A 17497-nucleotide genomic window follows, 5' to 3' on the forward strand; every position below is an offset into this window, starting at 1 on the left:
CGACCGGCACTCGGTCGCGGGGCCCCTCACGGCCGGCGGGGATCAGCCCTTGCGGGCCTTGATCTCCTCGGTGAGCTGCGGGACGACGGTGAAGAGGTCGCCGACGACGCCGTAGTCGACCAGGTCGAAGATCGGGGCCTCCGGGTCCTTGTTGATCGCCACGATGGTCTTCGAGGTCTGCATGCCCGCCCGGTGCTGGATCGCGCCCGAGATGCCGGAGGCGATGTAGAGCTGCGGGGAGACCGACTTGCCGGTCTGGCCCACCTGGTTGGTGTGCGGGTACCAGCCCGCGTCCACCGCGGCGCGCGAGGCGCCCACCGCGGCGCCCAGCGAGTCGGCCAGTCCCTCGATGATCGCGAAGTTCTCCGCGCCGTTGACACCGCGTCCGCCGGAGACCACGATCGCGGCCTCCGTCAGTTCGGGACGGCCCGTCGACTCGCGCGCCGTGCGGCCCGTCACCTTGGTGCCGGTCGCCTGCGCCGAGAAGGTCACCTCCAGGGCCTCGACCGTGCCGGCCGCGGGCGCCGCCTCCACGGCCGCGCTGTTCGGCTTGACCGTGATGACCGGAGTGCCCTTGGCGACGCGGGACTTGGTGGTGAAGGACGCGGCGAACACCGACTGGGTGGCCACCGGACCCTCGCCGCCGGCCTCCAGGTCGACGGCATCGGTGATGACGCCCGAGCCGATGCGCAGCGCCAGCCGGGCGGCGATCTCCTTGCCCTCCGCGGAGGACGGGACCAGGACGGCGGCCGGGGACACGGCCTCGTGGGCAGCCTGCAGCGCGTCGACCTTGGGCACGACCAGGTAGTCGGCGTACTCGGCGGCGTCATGCGTGAGGACCTTCACCGCGCCGTGCTCGGCGAGCGTGGCGGCGGTGCCGGCGGCGCCCGCGCCGAGGGCGACGGCGACCGGCTCGCCGAGCCGGCGGGCCAGGGTCAGCAGCTCCAGGGTGGGCTTGCGGACGGCACCGTCCACGTGGTCGACGTAGACGAGGACTTCAGCCATGGGATTGCTCTCCTGCGTACGAAAGTTGAGGGGCGGTCGGCGAATGCGGGCTCAGATGAACTTCTGGCCCGCGAGGAACTCGGCGAGCTGCTTGCCGCCCTCGCCCTCGTCCTTGACGATCGTGCCCGCCGTACGGGCCGGGCGCGCGGCCGCGGAGTCGACCTTCGTCCAGGCGCCCGCCAGGCCGACCTCCTCGGCCTCGATCTCCAGGTCGGACAGGTCCCAGGACTCGACCGGCTTCTTCTTGGCCGCCATGATCCCCTTGAAGGACGGGTAGCGGGCCTCGCCCGACTGGTCGGTAACCGACACGACCGCCGGAAGCTGGGCCTCCAACTGCTCCGAGGCGGCGTCGCCGTCGCGGCGGCCCGTGACCGTGCCGCCCTCGACCGCGACCTCCGACAGGAGAGTGACCTGCGGGACGCCCAGGCGCTCGGCGAGCAGGGCCGGGACGATGCCGCCGGTGCCGTCGGTGGAGGCCATGCCGGAGACCACCAGGTCGTACCCGGCCTTCTCGATCGCCTTCGCCAGCACCAGGGAGGTGCCGATGGCGTCGGTGCCGTGCAGGTCGTCGTCCTCGACGTGGATGGCCTTGTCCGCGCCCATGGACAGCGCCTTGCGCAGCGCGTCCTTGGCGTCCTCCGGGCCCACCGTCAGGACGGTGATCTCGACGTCGTCATCGGAGTTCTCGGAGATCTGCAGCGCCTGCTCGACCGCGTATTCGTCCAGTTCGGAGAGCAGACCGTCCACGTCGTCCCGGTCGACGGTCAGGTCATCGGCGAAGTGCCGGTCGCCAGTGGCGTCGGGCACGTACTTCACAGTGACAACGATCCTCAAGCTCACGCCGGCTCTCCTACTGCTTCGTCTGTTCCGGTCTGCCTCTTCCAGGCAGCATAGGCGCCTGCGGCGGCCGATCCCGGTCGGGTCGGCCGCGCGCTCCGAACTGAATATTACTCGCCAGTACACCCAGTTCGTTCCCGCTGAGCAAGCGCTTTGAACTGTGACCTGCGCAACGCAGCGTAACCGGAACCCGACAGCTTCGCAGGAGGGCGGGAGCGTGCTCAGTCCCTCAGCGCACGGAAGCCGCCCTCGTGGTAGAGGAGGGGGCGGCCCGCGCCGGCGGGGTCGCCGAGCACGACCTCGGCGAGCACGATGCGGTGGTCGCCGGCCGGGACCCGCTCGACGACCCGGCACACCAGCCAGGCGAGCACTCCGCCGAGCACCGGTACGCCTTCCGGCCCCTCGCGCCAGGCGGTGGGCGCGCCGAACCGGTCGGCGCCGCTGCGGGCGAAGGTCGCGGCCAGCTCGCGCTGGTGCTCGCCGAGTATGTGGACGCCGACATGGCCGGCCTCGGACATCGCGGGCCAGCTGGAGGCGCCGACGCCGATGCCGAAGGAGAGCAGCGGGGGTTCGGCCGATACGGAGGTGAGGGAGGTGGCGGTGAAGCCCGCCGGCCCCAGGGCGCCGCGGGCGGTGATCACCGCGACCCCCGCGGCGTGCCGTCGGAAGGCGGAGCGCAACAGGTCGGTGGAGGCGGGCCGGGAAGTGCCGAGACCGGGCGTGGCCGTCATGAAGGTGTCCTTCTCGGTGAGGTGACGAGCGGGTCCGTTGCTGCTCAACGGCCCGGACAGCGCGCACTCGCGGTACGGGACAGGTCGACGTGGGCCCGTCCGAAGAGAAGGAGTTCCCTGCGCATGGGGTCAGAGTGACGATAGGTGGCGCGCACAGTCAAGTAGGTTCCGGCATCCGGGAGCTGTCTCGCCGTCACGGGCAGCACGTCACACCGCCTCCCCCAGCGCCGCGATGACATCTGCCTTGCGCGGTTGTCCCGCGGCCCGCCGCACCACGCGGCCGGCCGCGTCGAGGACCAGCACGGTGGGGGTTCTCCGGATGCCGAGTTCCCTCACGAGGTCCAGCCGGGCCTCGGCGTCGATCTCCACATGGGCGACCCCGGGGACCAGGCCCGCCACCTCGCCGAGGACCCGCCGGGTCGCCCGGCAGGGCGCGCAGAAGGCGGTGGAGAACTGTACGAGCGTGGCCCGCGCCCCGAGTTCGCCGCCCAGCTCGGCCTCCCCGAGCCGCCTGTCCTCGTCCCGTCCGCGCACCCCTGTCCTCCCACTCCGCCGCCGGCGCGGCCCTCCGTGGCCGCTCGCCGCGGCACGCGCCGCCGGCCCGGTCCTCTGGCACAAGAGCATTCGCGCGACCGCAAAGATTCCCGGTCCCCGCACCTGTTTCCGCCGCGGAACGCTGCCGGGCGCGGGCCGGCCGGGGCTTGCGGCCACCGGCTCCGCGCTCGCCGTCGCCTTCCCGGACGCGGCGTTCGGCCACTGCCCGGGGGCGAGTTGTTCCGGCTGCCGCGGCGGGCCGGTGTGCGTGCCGGGCGGAGGGGAGCGTGACGGGCCGGTGCGACCGCTGGGCCGACGTGACGAGTATCTCGCCGCGTCGGGGTGCCGAGGCTGGCTCCCCGTCCGTTCTTCGGGCACGATCTGCGATGCGCCGTAAACCTACGGCTGCGTAACTTGTCCGCCGGGAGTGCCTTCCCAGGCTGAGCAGGAAGGGTCCGTCCCGCCCATGGAGCTGGTCTACCGTCCCGTCATCGGTTTCGCCAAGACGATGTTCAAGGTCTGGGACCTCAGGATCGACTGCAAGGGTTCGGAGAACATCCCGCGCTCGGGCGGCGCCGTCCTGGTGAGCAATCACATCAGTTACCTGGACTTCATCTTCAACGGGCTGGCGGCACTGCCGCAGAAGCGGCTCGTGCGTTTCATGGCGAAGGAGTCCGTCTTCCGCCACCGGGTCTCCGGGCCGCTGATGCGCGGGATGAAGCACATCCCGGTGGACCGCGGACAGGGCGAGGCGGCGTACGAGCACGCGCTGGACTCGCTGCGGTCCGGCGAGGTCGTCGGGGTGTTCCCGGAGGCCACCATCTCGCAGTCCTTCACACTCAAGAGCTTCAAGTCGGGTGCCGCGCGGCTCGCCCAGGAGGCGGGCGTCCCGCTGATCCCGATGGCCGTGTGGGGGACGCAGCGGCTGTGGACCAAGGGGCACCCGCGCAACTTCAGACGCAGTCACCTCCCGGTCACCGTCCGGGTGGGCGAGACCGTCGAAGCCCCTCGCGACCAGTACGCGGGCGCGATCACCCGCCGGCTGCGCGGGCGGGTCCAGGACCTCCTGGACTCCGCCCAGCGCGCCTACCCGGGAGGTCCCAAGGGCACCCACGACTACTGGTGGCTGCCGGCCCATCTGGGCGGCACGGCCCCGACGCAGGAGGAGTTGCGCGCCGCCGAGGCACACTGACGCCTGCCGCCGCCCCGCCGCGGAGTGCCGGAGCGGCCTCCGCGGCGCGGTCGCCCCGGCCGCACGTCGTACCGGCCGGCGGACCGCCGGGACACGCCGGTCAGCGGCGCGCCCGGCCGTCGGCGGACTCGGGGGCGCCGACGGAGATCCGGGCGCCGGGGCTGAACTTCTCCAGGAGTTCGGCGAGTTCGGCCGCGGCCCGTTCGACGTCGGCGACCGGCATCGGGGCCAGGCCCTCCAGCAAGAAGACACCGGAGGCCGTCGCCTCGGTGAGCCGGGTGCGCGGGCCCTGGCGCCAGTTCCAGCGGCGGCACGTCACGCCCGTGTCGTCGCGCCACACCACTTCGCCCGGGGCGGGGTGCTCGACGGTCTCCTCGCCCCCGGCGACGGTCACGAAGTCCTCGTCGCCCGTGGCGCGCACGAGCCGCATGGCGCCCTCGACGCGGTCGGCGTCCTCGCCGCCGACGGGGATCAGACGGGCGACGCTGACGGCGTTGTAGACGTCGACGAGGAGATTGATCCGGGGCAGCCCGGACTCCGACAGGGCTCGCTTCGCCAGCGCCTCCGCCGAGTTGCGGGTGCGGGACGGCTTGGCGCCGAACGCCGTGTACACTCCGCGCCAGGCCGCCATGTGCGGGTCCTCGTGCGGGGCGCGCCCGGCCAGGCGGCCGACGAGCCTGCGGGTGGCGTCGTCGAGCAGCGCCGAACTCGCCTCGGTGCTGGGCCCGCCCCTGAGGCCGTGCGCCTCGATCACGACATGGGTGAAGCCGGGTGCGAGGGCGCGCACCTCGTCGGACACGGTGAGGGTGCGGGGCATCTGTCTCACCTCAGAGTGCGGTGGGGAGCGTCTTCCAGAGGCCGGGCCGGTCCTGGGCGGCCCGCAGGGCACGCAGCACGGCCGGGTGAGGTTCAGCATACAGGACCGGATAGTCCATCTCATTGGACTCCGGGTCGGGCGTCCAGGCCAGCCGTTCGCCGTCCAGGGAGAACCGCGCGTCGACACCGGGCTTGTTGCCGCGCGGATCCTGCCGGTGCCACGCCCCGTTGAACCGGACGGCGACCAGTCCGTGCACCACGTCGAGCTTCTGGTAGCACAACGCCGTGGGGATGTCCTCGGCCCGCAGCAGCGCGGCCAGCGCGTGGGCCTTCGCGTAGCAGATGCCGGTCCGCAGCGCGAGCACGTCGGAGGCGCGCCAGGTGACCCGCGGATCCCCGGAGTCCTGCGAGTGCGGAACCGCGTCCCGGACGAACTCGAAGGCGGCTCGCGCATAGGCATACGAGTCCGCGACCTTCGCCGCCAGCCGGGCGGCCGTCTCGCGCACCACCGGGTGATCATGGTCGATGGCCTCGTCCGCGGCCAGATAGGCGGACAGGTCAGGGGTGTTCTGGATCAGCTCCATGCCCGTAGAGCATAGGAATGCGATCACCCAACAGTCAATGACTTTTCAGGTGACCGCATATCTATGCACAGTGCGATGTGGCCTCGGTGCCAGGGGCCTGGCGCCGCGGCCCACTGCCTACCGGTGCGCGTGCGCCATCTCCTCCTTGACCGCCGCCACGAACGCGTCCACGTCCTCCTCGGTGGTGTCGAAGGCGCACATCCAGCGCACCACGCCCGCCGCCTCGTCCCAGAAGTAGAACCGGAACCGCTTCTGCAACCGCTCGCCCACGTCGTGCGGGAGCCGGGCGAAGACACCGTTGGCCTGCACCGGGTAACAGATCTCCACGCCGTGCACCGCGCGCACGCCCTCGGCGAGCCGCTGGGCCATCTCGTTGGCGTGCCGCGCGTTGCGCAGCCACAGGTCCTTGGCCAGCAGTGCCTCCAACTGCACCGAGACGAACCGCATCTTGGAGGCCAACTGCATGGACATCTTGCGGATGTGCTTCATACGGCGCACGGCGTCCTGGTTGACGACGACGACCGCCTCGCCGAACAACGCGCCGTTCTTCGTCCCGCCCAGGGAGAGGATGTCGACGCCGACGGCGTTGGTGAAGGACCGCATGGGCATGTCCAGGGAGGCCGCCGCGTTGCCCAGCCGTGAGCCGTCCACGTGCACCGTCATGCCGTGCGCATGGGCGTGCTCGCAGATCGCGCGGATCTCGCCGGGCGTGTAGACGGTGCCCAGTTCCGTGCTCTGGCTGATCGAGACCACCTGCGGCATCGCCCGGTGCTCGTCCTCCCAGCCGTACGCCTGCCGGTCGATCAGCTCCGGCGTGAGCTTGCCGTCCGGCGTGGGCACGGTGAGCAGCTTGAGACCGGCCATCCGCTCGGGGGCGCCGCCCTCGTCCGTGTTGATGTGCGCGCTCTCGGCGCAGATCACCGAGCCCCAGCGGTCGGTGACCGCCTGGAGCGCGACCACGTTCGCGCCGGTGCCGTTGAAGACCGGGAACGCCTCCGCCGTGGCCCCGAAGTGGCTGCGGACGATCCGCTGGAGGTGCTCGGTGTAGGCGTCCTCGCCGTAGGCGACCTGGTGGCCGCCGTTGGCCAGGGCCAGGGCGGCGAGCACCTCGGGGTGGGCTCCGGCGTAGTTGTCGCTGGCGAAACCCCGGACCTGCGGGTCGTGGTGGCGGCGGGCGTCGGTCCTGGGCGGGTTCATGGCTTCTCGGTCAGCCACAGATGGTGTCCGTTCACTTCTGCGGCGGGCTTGCTCCAGACCTCGGCGATGGCCTCGGCCAGGTCCCCGACGTCCGTGAAGCCCGCGAACTTCGCGTTGGGGCGGTCGGCGCGCATCGCGTCGTGCACCAGTGCCTTCACCACCAGGATCGCAGCCGCCGAGGTCGGCCCCTCGGCGCCCCCGGCCTTGCGGAAGTAGTCGGCCAGGGCCAGCGTCCATGCCTCGGCGGCGGCCTTGGCGGCGGCGTAGGCCGCGTTGCCCGCGGTGGGCCGGCTCGCACCGGCGGCGCTGATCAGCACGTACCGGCCGCGCTCGCTGCGCTGCAGCGCCTCGTGGAAGGCGAGGGTGGTGTGCTGCACCGTGCGGATGAGCAGCAGTTCGAGGAAGTCCCAGTCGTCGAGGCTGGTCTTGGTGAAGGTCTCACTGCCCCGCCAGCCGCCGACCAGGTGCACGAGTCCGTCGATCCGGCCGAAGTCCTTCTCGATGTGGGTGGCCCACTCGCGGGTGGACCGCAGGTCGAGCAGGTCCACCGTGTCCCCGGTGACGGTGGCGCCACCGGAGGCGTAGCGGGCCGCGTCCACGGCCTCGAACAGCCGTTGCGGATCGTTGTCCGCGCCGACCACCGTCGCCCCGGCCTCGGCGAGCCTGCGCAGCGTCGCCCGGCCGGCGGGTCCGCCCGCGCCCGCCACCGCGATGACCGCACCGCTCAGTGCCCCGTTCCCGTTCCCCATCGTCGCCTCCTGAGCCTGCCGAGCGTCTGTCGTACGGCCGCTCACGCGGCGACCCGCTCGGCGCTGTCCGCCGTGATGCCCCGAGTGGAGGCGATCACCTTCTTGAGTTTCTTGGACAGTGCCTCATAGAACATGCTCAGCGGAAACTCGTCCGGAAGCACATCGTCCACGAGCTTGCGCGGCGGCTGGCTCAGATCGAGGGCGTCCGGGCCCTTGGCCCACCTGGAGCCCGGGTGCGGGGCGAGGTAGGCGGCGACGAGCTCGTAGCCGGCGAACCAGTGGACCAGCTTGGGGCGGTCGATGCCGTCGCGGTAGAGCTTCTCGATCTCGGCGCACAGCCGGTTGGTGACCTGCGGAGCCCGTTCCCAGTCGATGGAGAGCCTGTTGTCGGTCCAGCGGACGACGTCGTGCCGGTGCAGATAGGCGAAGAGGAGCTGGCCGCCGAGCCCGTCGTAGTTGCGCACGCGCTCGCCGGTGACCGGGAAGCGGAACATGCGGTCGAACAGGACCGCGTACTGCACGTCCCGGGCCTGCGGCACGCCGTCGGCCGCGAGCTTCACGGCCTCCTTGAAGGCGGTGAGGTCGCAGCGCAGTTCTTCGAGGCCGTACATCCAGAACGGCTGCCGCTGCTTGATCATGAACGGGTCGAACGGCAGGTCGCCGTGGCTGTGGGTGCGGTCGTGCACCATGTCCCACAGCACGAAGGCCGCCTCGCAGCGCTTCTGGTCGCCCACCAGCGCGGCTACGTCGTCGGGCAGCTCAAGGCCCAGCACGTCGACGGCCGCGGCGGTCACCCGGCGGAAGCGGGCGGCCTCGCGGTCGCAGAAGATGCCACCCCAGGAGAATCGTTCCGGCGCTTCCCGCACGGCGATGGTCTCGGGGAAGAGCACGGCCGAGTTGGTGTCGTAGCCCGCCGTGAAGTCCTCGAAGGTGATGCCGCAGAACAGCGGGTTGTCGTAGCGGGTGCGCTCCAGTTCGGCCAGCCAGTCGGGCCAGACCATGCGCAGCACGACCGCCTCCAGGTTGCGGTCCGGGTTGCCGTTCTGCGTGTACATCGGGAAGACGACCAGGTGCTGGAGGCCGTCCGCGCGCTGCGCCGCAGGCTGGAAGGCGAGCAGCGAGTCGAGGAAGTCGGGGACCCGGAAGCCGTCGTCGGCCCAGCGGCGCAGGTCCTGGGCGAGCGCCCGGTGATAGGCCGCGTCGTGCGGCAGCAGCGGGGCCAGCCGCCCGACGGCGTCGATCATCCGGTCGACGGCCTGCTCGGCCTCGGTCCGGTCCGGTGCGTCCTCCGCGTCGAAGTCGATCGACCCGTCCTTGGACTGCCATGGCCGGATCTCTTCCACGGCATCCTTGAGCACGGGCCACGCCGGGTGCTCGATCACCCTGGCCACCGGAGGAACCTTCCCCTCCGCACCCACCTGCACAAGAATTTCCGTCATCTTCCATCCTCCACGGGAGAACCTCGCGTAAGGACACCGTATGCATCCAGCCTTTCCCCTAGCAAGGGGGCCTTCGGGAAATTATCCTGTCGCACCGCGGGGCCACCGCTGTTTTTCCTGTCGTCAACCACGACGACGCTCACTTTCTCTTCACAGCGGGCGGACATCCGGTCGACGGAGCGTGTCGGGCGGGGTGCGGATCCGGCCGGTCAACCCCGTGGGGGACTCGCCCACGCCGGGGTGACCGCCAATCGGCGGCTCGGGCGCGGAACCGCCCCGCCCGTCACCCCAATCCCCCGTGTACGCGCGGGTTCAACGGCCCATGCGGCGGTTAGGCTGCGATTCCGCCGCGTGGACGATGGGGTCCGTCCGGTCCGCGCGTGTGCCGAGCCGCCGTCGACGGAAAGCGAGTCGAACCTTGAACCTCCTTACCATCGGTCACCGCGGAGTCATGGGTGTGGAGCCCGAGAACACCCTCCGTTCCTTCGTCGCCGCCCAGCAGGCCGGCCTCGATGTCATCGAACTCGATCTGCACCTGAGCAAGGACGGTGCCCTCGTCGTCATGCACGACGCGGAGGTGGACCGCACGACCGACGGCACCGGCCCGATCGCCGAGAAGACCCTCGCCGAGCTGCGCGCGCTCGACGCGGGCCGCGGCGAGCGGGTTCCGGTCTTCGAGGAGGTGCTGGACGCCGTGAAGGCGCCGCTGCAGGTCGAGATCAAGGATGTGGCGGCGGCCCGCGCGCTGGCCGAGGTGTTGACGCGCCGGGACCTGGTCTCCCGGGTCGAGGTGTCCTCGTTCCACGACGAGGCGATCACCGAGATCGCGCGGCTGGTGCCGGGCGTGCGCACCGCGCTCGTGGCCGGCCGCTACGGCACGGACGTCGTGGAACGCGCCGTCACGGCCGGGGCCGCGACCCTCTGCCTCGACATCCGGCGGCTCACGCTGGAGGTCGTCGAGCACGCCCGCAGGGCGGACCTGAGGATCATCGGCTGGGTGGTGAACACGCAGGAGCACCTGCGGCTGGTGCGGGCCCTGGAGCTGGACGGCGCGACGACCGACTACCCGCAGATCAAGCGGACCGGCCGGTTCACGGCGTGACGGTCAGCCGAGTTCCTTGACCAGCAGCTCGAACTGGAGGTCGTCGCGCTGCGGGATGCCGAAGCGCTCGTCGCCGTACGGGAACGGCGTCATCCGTCCCGTACGGCGGTAGCCGCGCCGCTCGTAGAAGGCGATGAGGTCCGCCCGCACGGAGATCACTGTCATGTGCATCTCGGTGACGGCCCAGGTCTCGCGGGCCCGCCGCTCCGCCTCCGCGATGACCAGCTTGCCGACGCCCGTGCCCTGGAGCGTGGGGCTGACCGCGAACATGCCGAAGTAGGCGTGGTCGCCGCGGTGCTCCAGCTGGCAGCAGGCGACCACCTGGTCCTGCCGCCAGACCGTCAGCAGCTTGCTGTCGGGCGACTTGATCACCTTCAGCACACCCTCCGGATCGGTCCGCTGCCCTTGGAGGATGTCGGCCTCGGTGGTCCAGCCGACCCGGCTGCTGTCCCCGCGGTACGCCGATTCGACCAGTGCGACCAGCGTGTCCACATCGGCGTCGGTGGCGTCGCGGAAGACGAGTCCGGTGGTGGCGGTGTCCATGGGCAGGTGTCTCCGATCTGAGGCGCGGCTCGGCACGGACGAGGGTAACGCTGCCATTAGGGTGCTGGCGCATGGTGCATGTACTCAGCAGCCGGACACTTCTGCGGCCCACCGACCCCGAGCGCTCCAGGGTCTTCTACGGCGAACAGCTCGGTCTCCCCGTCTACCGCGAGTTCGGCACCGGGCCCGAGCGCGGGACGGTCTACTTCCTCGGCGGCGGCTTCCTGGAGGTCTCCGGCCGGTCCCGGACCTCGCCGTCCGCGGCCCCGCAGCTGTGGCTCCAGGTCGAGGACGCGGAGGCGGCACACGCGGAGCTGCGCGCGAAGGGCGTCGAGATCGCGCGTCCGCCGGTGCGGGAGCCGTGGGGGCTGATCGAGATGTGGATCACCGACCCGGACGGCATCGGAATCGCCCTGGTCGAGGTACCGGCCGACCATCCGCTGCGGTACCGGCCGGGGATCTAGGCACCGGGCTGCCGACCGGCCGCCCCGCACCCCGGCCGCCCGGTGCCACCGGCTGAAAGCCCGGGTACCGGCGGCCGATCCACCCGGTCGGCGCCCTTGTGCCCGGCATGGCTGCGCGTTCGCCGGCCGGCACCGGTGCGGCCGGCGGGACGCCGGGCCGTCCCCGGTGCCTGCGCGCCGTTCGGCGGGCCGTGGCCGGGCGGCACTTACGGCGCCTGGCGAGGGCCCGGCCCGGAGGCACCAGCCGTATCGGCGTCCGGCGTCCGGGCCGGTGCCGGTGGCCGGTGTGCGGTGCCGGTGTGCGGTGCCGGTGTGCGGTGCCGGTCGAGGAACGCCCGCAGCGGGCGTACGGCGTCGAACCGCTCGGCGGACACGGCCCGCCGCCGCCGGACGGCCCGGCGGCCACCCCGGAAAAGGCGCACCTCGCCGACCGTGCTCCGCCGAGTGCTCCCCGTGTACATCCTTGCGCTCGCGTGCGCGCCTCATGTCCCGGGCATCGCAACCAGCGAGGCCCCATGGAGCGCGGAACTGGCAACGGGGAACTGGTGACGGGGAAACCGGGAGGCGCGCGTGCACGGACCGGCTTCACCCGGCTGGCTGCTGGTCGCGCTGTGCGCGATCACCGGCGTCTACTGCCTGGTGCGGATGCGCAGCGTCGTGGCGGAACAGCGGCGCTCCGCGGGCGGCGAGGCGCTCATGGGCTTCGGCATGGCGGCCATGGCCGTGCCCGCCACGGTGTACACCCCTCCGTCCTGGGCGTGGCCGCTGTACGCGGCCGTGTTCGGCGCGGCCGGGCTGCACGCCCTGTGGGTGGCGCGCGGCCGACCGCACCATCTGCACCATGTGGTGGGCACCGCCGCGATGGTCTACATGGCGGCCGCGATGGCCCTCTCACCGGGCGCCCCGCACCACGGGCACGGCGGCGCCGGGATCCCCCTGGTGACCGGGGTACTGCTCCTCTACTTCACCGGGTACGTGCTGCTGGCGGGCGTCCGGCTGGCCCCGGTCGCCGCGGCGGCGGGCGGCGGGCCCGGCTGGGGCGACCGGCCGGAGCTGGCGCTGGCCTGCCGGCTGTCCATGGGCATCGGGATGGTCGCGATGCTGCTCACGCTGTGACCCGGGGCCCGGGTGGCGCGCTGGTCGCGGACGTTGTCTGCGTCACTTTGCCGCGACCGACCGTACCCCGGAGGGTGCCCCGCTCATAGGGTGCTGACCATGATGGTCCCCGCGGCACTGTTGCTGCTCGGCGCCCTGACCGCCGTCGTCGCCCCGAGGCTGCTCGCGCGCGCGGACTGGCCGGACCGGGAACCGGTGGTCGCCCTGTGGATGTGGCAGTGCGTCGTCGCGGGGGTGCTGCTCTGTTGCGCGCTGTCGATGACGCTCAGCGCGGCGGCCGCCTGGCAGGCGGTGCACGGGCACGTCTTCGCCTCGGCGCCGCGTGCGGTCGTCGACGCGTACCCGTTCGGCACGGCCGGTCCCTGGCCGGCCACGACCGCCGTGGCCCTGGCCGGCGCGGGCCTGTGGAGCGCGGCGATGCTGGTCCGCGAGGTGGCACGGGCCGGGACGCGGCGGCGCAGGCGACGGGCCGAACTCCTGGTGCGCGCCCCGCTGCTGCCCGGCGAGGAGCCGTCGGCCGGCCGGCTCGTGGTACTGGAGGGCGAGCGGCCCGACGCCTGGTGGCTGCCCGGCCCGGCCTCCCAACTCGTCGTCACCACAGCCGCCTTGCGCCGTCTGAAGGGGCAGCAGCTGGACGCCCTGCTGGCCCACGAACAGGGGCATGCGCAGGCCCGGCACCACTGGCTGCTGCACTGCTCGGCCGCGCTGGCGGGCGGGTTCCCGCAGGTTCCGGTGTTCGGCGCGTTCCGCGACGAGATGCACCGGCTGGTCGAACTGGCCGCCGACGACGTGGCCTCCCGTCGCTTCGGCCGGCTCACCACCGCGCTGGCCCTCGTCGAACTCAACGAGGACCGCGGCGTGTTCGGCCCCGGTCCCGCCCCGCTGGCCCATGTCCCGCAGCGCGTGCACCGGTTGCTGGCACCACCGGACCGGCTGACCGCGATGCGCCGTCTGCGACTGACGGCCGCGGCGGCGCTGGTGCCCGCGATTCCGGTACTGGTGGCGCTGCTGCCGGGACTGCGGGCACTCAGCTGACCCCGCGCCGCCCGCCCGCTCCGTGCATCCGCGATGATCGGCCCATGCGCCGCGCATCCGCCGACTCCTCGTGCCGCCCACCGGGACAGGGCGGCGCCGCCCGCGTCGCCCTGGCCCTCGCGGTCTGTTCCACCCTGCTCCTCGTCCTGGTCGCCGTGGAGTGGCACCCCCTTCTCCGGCTGGACGGCGCCGTGGCCCGCACCACGCACCGCTGGGCGGTCGCCGAGCACGGTCCCACCCGCGCCGCGCGGATCCTCACGGACTGGGTCTTCGACCCGCTGACGATGCGACTGGTGTGCGCGGCGGCGGCCGGGTGGCTGGTGTGGCGCCGCCGGGCCTGGTGGACGGCGCTGTGGCTGGCCGTGGCCTGTGCGCTCGGCACGGCGGTGCAGCAGTCCCTGAAGGCCGCCGTCGGCCGTCCGCGCCCTCGCTGGCCGGACCCCGTCGACTCCGCGCACTACGCGGCCTTCCCGTCCGGGCACGCCATGACCGCCACCGTGGTCTGCGGCCTCCTGCTGTGGCTGCTCCGCCACCTGGGTGCGGGCCGCGCCCAGTGGCGGGCCGCCGTCACGGTGGCCGTGGTCTGTGTGCTCGGCGCCGGGCTGACCCGGGTGTGGCTCGGTGTCCACTGGCCCTCGGACGTGCTGGGCGGCTGGCTGATCGGGGCACTCGTCGTGGCGCTCGCGGTGCTCGGGTACGGCAGGGGCCTGGAGCGGGGCGGCGGGCCGCGCGCCGCGCACCGGTAGAGTCCGGCGCATGGCTGCTGTGCTGTTCGACTTCTCCGGGACCCTGTTCCGCGTCGAGTCCACCGAGTCCTGGCTGCGGGCCGTCCTCGCCGAGGCGGCCCTGACGCTGCCCGAGCCGGAGCTGACCGGGACGGCGCACGCGCTGGAGGCGGCGGGCGCGCTGCCGGGCGGCGCGTCCCCGCAGCGGGTGCCCGCGGACCTGGCCGGGGTGTGGGCCGTGCGGGACGAGAGCGCGGAGCTGCACCGGGCGGCGTACACGGGCCTGTCCCGCCGCGTACCGCTGCCCGACCCGGACCTGCACGACGCGCTGTACGAGCGGCACATGTCCCCGGACGCCTGGTCCCCGTACCCGGACGCCGCCGAGGTGCTGCGCGGCCTGCGCGAGCGCGGTGTCCCGGTCGGCGTGGTCAGCAACATCGGCTGGGATCTGCGCCCGGTGTTCCGCGCGCACGGCCTCGACGCGTACGTGGACACGTACGTCCTGTCGTACGAGTACGGCGTGCAGAAGCCGGACCCGCGGTTGTTCTCCGTGGCCTGCGACGCGCTCGGGGCCGCGCCGCAGGAGGTGCTGATGGTGGGCGACAGCCGGTCCGCGGACGGCGGTGCGGCGGCGCTGGGCTGCCGGGTGCACTTCGTGGACCACCTGCCGGCGGCCGAGCGGCCGGACGGGCTGCGGCCGGTGCTCGACCTGGTGGGCCCGCCCGGCCGGCCGGTTCAGCCCCGGTAGTCCTCGACCTGGGACGCGGGGCGCGCCCGCGCGTCGTCGGGGTTCTCGCCGAACTCGGACTTGGCCCGGCGCTGCCGCAGCAGATCCCAGCACCGGTCGAGTTCGCGCTCCAGTTCACCGAGCCGCTGCCGCTCACTGGCACCGTCGGAGTCGCCCGACGCGAGCGCCTCCCGCAGCTTGTGCTCGTCCTCCACCATCTCCGTGATCCTGGCCAGGATCCGCTGGTCCTGTTCCATCTCCGCCCGCCTCCTCGGCTCGCTTCCCGTGCTCACTGTAGGGACGGGTGGGCCGCTGTGCGACAGGGGTGCGGGTGGGGCGTGCCGGCCGCCCGCCGAGGCGATCCCCCGTGTCGCCCCGGACGGACGGCAGCCCTCAACAGACCCGCTCAACGGCCGGGCCCGATGGCTTGAGTATAGTTGGCTGGCAGCCAGTCAACACAGGAGTTTTCAGCATGTCCCCGCGCAGCGCCTCGGTCAACGAAGAGTTGCGACGGCGTTCCCGGGAACGGCTTCTGCAGGCCGCGGTCGAGCTGGTCGACGAGCACGGTTTTGAAGCCACCACCCTGGGCGCCATCGCGGACCGGGCGGGCTCGGCCCGCGGACTGGTGTCGTACTACTTCCCCGGCAAGCGCCAGCTCGTGCAGTCGGCCGTGCACCGGCTGATGCACCGCACGCTGGAGGAGGCGCTGGAGTCCGAGCCGCACACCGAGGACGGCCCGGAGCGACTGGCGCGGGCCATCGACGCGATCCTGGGCCTGGCACGCGACCGGCCCAGGCTGATGCGCCAGCACATGGCGGGCCTATTGCAGGCCGAGGGCTTCGTGCAGTGCCCCGAGCAGCGGCGCCTGTCCGAGCTGCTGAGCGACACCGTCGACCGGTGCGGCTCCGAGGACATCGGCGCCGACTACCCGATGCTGCGCGCATTGCTCATGGGCGCGGTGTACGCGGCGCTGGTGCCGGGGGTGCCGATGCAGGTCCCGGTGCTGCGGGCCGAGTTGTTCGAACGCTACCGGCTGGACTGGGAGATGGGCGTCCCGCCGGACACCGCGGGGGTGTCCGGCGGGAGGTGCGCATCGGACCTGTCACGGTTCTTCGCCACCGGCGCGGAACCGGTGGACCGGTCCGACGGCTCCGGCCGGTCCGGTCCGCCGGATCAGGCTCAGCGGTCGAAGTAGTCCGGCTGTGTCTGGACGTTGAGTTCGCCCAGGCGGATCCGGCTCGCCTGGTCCGTGCGCCGGTCGCTGAGCTTCAGCACGTCGAAGCCCTTGGCGATGTCGTTCGAGTAGATGTAGCCGTTGTAGTAGTACGCCGACCACGAGCCGCCGACCGTGAGGGTGTCGGTGGTCAGCGGGCCGCGCTCGAAGTAGGCGATCTCCTTCGGCTTCGTCGAGTCGGTGAAGTCCCAGACGGAGACACCGCCCTGGTACCAGGCCTGGACCATGATGTCCTTGCCCTTCACCGGGATCAGCGAGCCGTTGTGGGCAACGCAGTTCTCGGTGTCCGCCTGGTGGCGCGGGATCTTGTAGTAGCCGCGGAAGACCAGCTTGCGGTCATCGCCCTTGCCGACGATGTCGTAGATGCCGTCCGCGCCGCGGTTCGGGCCGATCGCGGCGTTGCAGGTGGCCGCGCCGCCACCGCCCAGCTCGTCGGTGAACACCACCTTGTCGGCGGTCTGGTTGAAGGTCGCCGAGTGCCAGAACGCGAAGTTCACATTGTCCTGCACGCGGTCGATGACCTTCGGGTGCTCCGGGTCCTTGACCGAGAACAGGATGCCGTCGCCCATGCAGGCGCCGGCCGCCAGGTCCAGGGAGGGCAGCACCGTGATGTCGTGGCAGCCGGTGGTCTTGGACACGCCCGGGTTGGTGGGCGCACCCGGGTTGCCGCCGCCGTCGGGGCCGTCACCGGGGAAGAGGACCGGGAAGCCGACGACCGCCGCCTTCTCGGGGTGGCTGCGCGGCACCTTGATGACGGAGATGCCGTCGTGCGGCGGCTGGCAGTCGGGGTAGGTGGCGCTCGGCGAGTACGAGGAGACGTAGATGTAGACGTTCTTGCGCTCGGGCACCAGCGAGTGGGTGTGCGAGCCGCAGGCGGTCTCGACGGCGGCGACGTACTTCGGGTTCTTCTTGTCGCTGATGTCGAAGACCTTCATGCCCTCCCACGAGGACTTCTCGGTCGCGGGCTGGGTGGTGCTGTGGCAACTGCTGTCGCTGCGCGAGGAGTCGGTGGACAGGAAGAGCAGGTCGCCGGAGACCGAGACGTCGTTCTGCGAGCCCGGGCACAGCACCTGGGCGACCGTCTTCGGCGCCTTCGGGTTGCTGATGTCGAAGACGCGGAAGCCGTCGTAGTTGCCGGCGAAGGCGTACTTGCCCTGGAAGGCGAGGTCCGAGTTCGTCCCGGGGAGCGCGTCCTTGGGGACGTTGACCAGATGGTCGATGTTGGCGGAGTGGACGACCTCGTCCTGGGCGGGTATCTCTCCGGTGGAGATGGCGTCCCGCACGTCGGCCCGGACGCTCGCGGACACGTCGTCCCGCGTGGCCGCGCCGTCCCCCGGGTCGGGGGTCGCGACGGCCGGCTGGGCCGTCAGCAGTGCCGCGAGCAGTCCCGCGGCCGCCGCGGCAATGCCCAGACGTCTGCGCCGCGTTCGGGGATCATTCAACAGGATCACTGTTTCCTCCCTAGTT

The 17497-nt window shown here is 72.1% G+C and carries 20 protein-coding genes; 8 read left to right on the forward strand and 12 right to left on the reverse strand.

Annotation, left to right across the window (positions count from 1 at the left end):
- Positions 1 to 42: 42 nt before the first annotated feature.
- From ACFY2B_RS06805 to ACFY2B_RS06820, 4 genes are all read right to left on the reverse strand, one after another.
- A complete protein-coding gene (locus tag ACFY2B_RS06805) occupies positions 43 to 1005 on the reverse strand; it encodes an electron transfer flavoprotein subunit alpha/FixB family protein (RefSeq protein WP_390762075.1) in 963 nt (320 codons plus the stop codon).
- Positions 1006 to 1056: 51 nt separating this feature from the next.
- Positions 1057 to 1845 carry an electron transfer flavoprotein subunit beta/FixA family protein gene (locus ACFY2B_RS06810; RefSeq protein WP_390762076.1) on the reverse strand — a complete coding sequence of 263 codons (789 nt, stop codon included), beginning with the start codon at positions 1843 to 1845 and terminating at the stop codon, positions 1057 to 1059.
- Between the two features lie 218 nt (positions 1846 to 2063).
- Entirely contained in the window at positions 2064 to 2573 is a 510-nt protein-coding gene (locus tag ACFY2B_RS06815; protein WP_390762077.1) for a flavin reductase family protein, read from the reverse strand.
- Positions 2574 to 2780: 207 nt separating this feature from the next.
- Positions 2781 to 3197, reverse strand: a complete 417-nt coding sequence (locus ACFY2B_RS06820) for a TlpA family protein disulfide reductase (RefSeq protein ID WP_390762078.1) — start codon at positions 3195 to 3197, stop codon at positions 2781 to 2783.
- A 376-nt stretch (positions 3198 to 3573) separates the two neighbouring features.
- Here ACFY2B_RS06820 and ACFY2B_RS06825 point away from each other — a divergent pair, with 376 nt between their 5' ends.
- Positions 3574 to 4299 carry a lysophospholipid acyltransferase family protein gene (locus ACFY2B_RS06825; RefSeq protein WP_390762079.1) on the forward strand — a complete coding sequence of 242 codons (726 nt, stop codon included), beginning with the start codon at positions 3574 to 3576 and terminating at the stop codon, positions 4297 to 4299.
- 100 nt (positions 4300 to 4399) lie between these two features.
- Here the strand turns inward: ACFY2B_RS06825 and ACFY2B_RS06830 are convergent, their stop codons facing one another.
- From ACFY2B_RS06830 to ACFY2B_RS06850, 5 genes are all read right to left on the reverse strand, one after another.
- Complete coding sequence (locus tag ACFY2B_RS06830; RefSeq protein ID WP_390762080.1) at positions 4400 to 5116, reverse strand: B3/4 domain-containing protein; 717 nt, start codon at positions 5114 to 5116, stop codon at positions 4400 to 4402.
- Between the two features lie 10 nt (positions 5117 to 5126).
- A complete protein-coding gene (locus ACFY2B_RS06835; RefSeq protein WP_390762081.1) occupies positions 5127 to 5699 on the reverse strand; it encodes a transglutaminase domain-containing protein in 573 nt (190 codons plus the stop codon).
- Between the two features lie 117 nt (positions 5700 to 5816).
- The gene (locus ACFY2B_RS06840; RefSeq protein ID WP_390762082.1) at positions 5817 to 6896 is read right to left on the reverse strand and encodes a threonine aldolase family protein; all 1080 of its coding nucleotides are present in this window, start codon (positions 6894 to 6896) and stop codon (positions 5817 to 5819) included.
- A complete protein-coding gene (locus ACFY2B_RS06845; protein ID WP_390762083.1) occupies positions 6893 to 7645 on the reverse strand; it encodes an SDR family NAD(P)-dependent oxidoreductase in 753 nt (250 codons plus the stop codon). The genes ACFY2B_RS06840 and ACFY2B_RS06845 overlap by 4 nt, the downstream gene beginning before the upstream one ends.
- A gap of 41 nt (positions 7646 to 7686) precedes the next feature.
- Positions 7687 to 9084: a DUF6421 family protein gene (locus ACFY2B_RS06850; protein ID WP_390762084.1), complete on the reverse strand. Its 1398-nt coding sequence runs from the start codon at positions 9082 to 9084 to the stop codon at positions 7687 to 7689.
- Between the two features lie 418 nt (positions 9085 to 9502).
- Between ACFY2B_RS06850 and ACFY2B_RS06855 the strand changes: the two genes are divergently transcribed.
- Positions 9503 to 10186: a glycerophosphodiester phosphodiesterase gene (locus tag ACFY2B_RS06855; protein ID WP_390762085.1), complete on the forward strand. Its 684-nt coding sequence runs from the start codon at positions 9503 to 9505 to the stop codon at positions 10184 to 10186.
- A gap of 3 nt (positions 10187 to 10189) precedes the next feature.
- Here ACFY2B_RS06855 and ACFY2B_RS06860 read toward each other — a convergent pair whose 3' ends face one another.
- Positions 10190 to 10729, reverse strand: coding sequence for a GNAT family N-acetyltransferase (locus tag ACFY2B_RS06860; protein ID WP_390762086.1), 540 nt, complete (start codon positions 10727 to 10729; stop codon positions 10190 to 10192).
- Between the two features lie 71 nt (positions 10730 to 10800).
- Between ACFY2B_RS06860 and ACFY2B_RS06865 the strand changes: the two genes are divergently transcribed.
- The 5 genes from ACFY2B_RS06865 to ACFY2B_RS06885 all read left to right on the forward strand — a co-directional run bounded on the left by ACFY2B_RS06865 (position 10801) and on the right by ACFY2B_RS06885 (position 14817).
- Positions 10801 to 11193 carry a VOC family protein gene (locus ACFY2B_RS06865; protein WP_376526879.1) on the forward strand — a complete coding sequence of 131 codons (393 nt, stop codon included), beginning with the start codon at positions 10801 to 10803 and terminating at the stop codon, positions 11191 to 11193.
- A 570-nt stretch (positions 11194 to 11763) separates the two neighbouring features.
- Positions 11764 to 12309 carry a DUF5134 domain-containing protein gene (locus ACFY2B_RS06870; protein ID WP_390762087.1) on the forward strand — a complete coding sequence of 182 codons (546 nt, stop codon included), beginning with the start codon at positions 11764 to 11766 and terminating at the stop codon, positions 12307 to 12309.
- A 99-nt stretch (positions 12310 to 12408) separates the two neighbouring features.
- Complete coding sequence (locus ACFY2B_RS06875) at positions 12409 to 13344, forward strand: M56 family metallopeptidase (protein ID WP_390762088.1); 936 nt, start codon at positions 12409 to 12411, stop codon at positions 13342 to 13344.
- Between the two features lie 44 nt (positions 13345 to 13388).
- Positions 13389 to 14090 (forward strand): phosphatase PAP2 family protein, encoded by a 702-nt coding sequence (locus ACFY2B_RS06880; protein ID WP_390762089.1) that lies wholly within the window; start codon positions 13389 to 13391, stop codon positions 14088 to 14090.
- 10 nt (positions 14091 to 14100) lie between these two features.
- The gene (locus tag ACFY2B_RS06885; protein WP_390762090.1) at positions 14101 to 14817 is read left to right on the forward strand and encodes an HAD family hydrolase; all 717 of its coding nucleotides are present in this window, start codon (positions 14101 to 14103) and stop codon (positions 14815 to 14817) included.
- Here ACFY2B_RS06885 and ACFY2B_RS06890 read toward each other — a convergent pair.
- On the reverse strand, positions 14805 to 15053 hold the full coding sequence (locus ACFY2B_RS06890; RefSeq protein WP_390762091.1) for a DUF2630 family protein: 249 nt from the start codon (positions 15051 to 15053) through the stop codon (positions 14805 to 14807). The two genes, ACFY2B_RS06885 and ACFY2B_RS06890, sit on opposite strands and share 13 nt — an antisense overlap.
- Positions 15054 to 15268: 215 nt before the next feature.
- Here ACFY2B_RS06890 and ACFY2B_RS06895 point away from each other — a divergent pair, with 215 nt between their 5' ends.
- Positions 15269 to 15991, forward strand: a complete 723-nt coding sequence (locus ACFY2B_RS06895) for a TetR/AcrR family transcriptional regulator (protein ID WP_390762092.1) — start codon at positions 15269 to 15271, stop codon at positions 15989 to 15991.
- Here ACFY2B_RS06895 and ACFY2B_RS06900 read toward each other — a convergent pair.
- The gene (locus ACFY2B_RS06900; protein WP_390762093.1) at positions 15976 to 17481 is read right to left on the reverse strand and encodes an LVIVD repeat-containing protein; all 1506 of its coding nucleotides are present in this window, start codon (positions 17479 to 17481) and stop codon (positions 15976 to 15978) included. The two genes, ACFY2B_RS06895 and ACFY2B_RS06900, sit on opposite strands and share 16 nt — an antisense overlap.
- Positions 17482 to 17497: the final 16 nt, after the last annotated feature.

Source organism: Streptomyces sp. NPDC001270 (assembly GCF_042896695.1).
GTDB lineage: Bacteria > Actinomycetota > Actinomycetes > Streptomycetales > Streptomycetaceae > Streptomyces.

Coding starts and splice junctions, on each gene's coding strand:
- ACFY2B_RS06805 (WP_390762075.1), bottom strand. CDS start 1,005: ATGGCTGAAGTCCTCGTCTACGTCGACCACGTGGACGGTGCCGTCCGC.
- ACFY2B_RS06815 (WP_390762077.1), bottom strand. CDS start 2,573: ATGACGGCCACGCCCGGTCTCGGCACTTCCCGGCCCGCCTCCACCGAC.
- ACFY2B_RS06820 (WP_390762078.1), bottom strand. CDS start 3,197: ATGCTCTTGTGCCAGAGGACCGGGCCGGCGGCGCGTGCCGCGGCGAGC.
- ACFY2B_RS06825 (WP_390762079.1), top strand. CDS start 3,574: ATGGAGCTGGTCTACCGTCCCGTCATCGGTTTCGCCAAGACGATGTTC.
- ACFY2B_RS06830 (WP_390762080.1), bottom strand. CDS start 5,116: ATGCCCCGCACCCTCACCGTGTCCGACGAGGTGCGCGCCCTCGCACCC.
- ACFY2B_RS06835 (WP_390762081.1), bottom strand. CDS start 5,699: ATGGAGCTGATCCAGAACACCCCTGACCTGTCCGCCTATCTGGCCGCG.
- ACFY2B_RS06840 (WP_390762082.1), bottom strand. CDS start 6,896: ATGAACCCGCCCAGGACCGACGCCCGCCGCCACCACGACCCGCAGGTC.
- ACFY2B_RS06845 (WP_390762083.1), bottom strand. CDS start 7,645: ATGGGGAACGGGAACGGGGCACTGAGCGGTGCGGTCATCGCGGTGGCG.
- ACFY2B_RS06850 (WP_390762084.1), bottom strand. CDS start 9,084: ATGACGGAAATTCTTGTGCAGGTGGGTGCGGAGGGGAAGGTTCCTCCG.
- ACFY2B_RS06860 (WP_390762086.1), bottom strand. CDS start 10,729: ATGGACACCGCCACCACCGGACTCGTCTTCCGCGACGCCACCGACGCC.
- ACFY2B_RS06865 (WP_376526879.1), top strand. CDS start 10,801: ATGGTGCATGTACTCAGCAGCCGGACACTTCTGCGGCCCACCGACCCC.
- ACFY2B_RS06875 (WP_390762088.1), top strand. CDS start 12,409: ATGATGGTCCCCGCGGCACTGTTGCTGCTCGGCGCCCTGACCGCCGTC.
- ACFY2B_RS06880 (WP_390762089.1), top strand. CDS start 13,389: ATGCGCCGCGCATCCGCCGACTCCTCGTGCCGCCCACCGGGACAGGGC.
- ACFY2B_RS06885 (WP_390762090.1), top strand. CDS start 14,101: ATGGCTGCTGTGCTGTTCGACTTCTCCGGGACCCTGTTCCGCGTCGAG.
- ACFY2B_RS06890 (WP_390762091.1), bottom strand. CDS start 15,053: ATGGAACAGGACCAGCGGATCCTGGCCAGGATCACGGAGATGGTGGAG.
- ACFY2B_RS06895 (WP_390762092.1), top strand. CDS start 15,269: ATGTCCCCGCGCAGCGCCTCGGTCAACGAAGAGTTGCGACGGCGTTCC.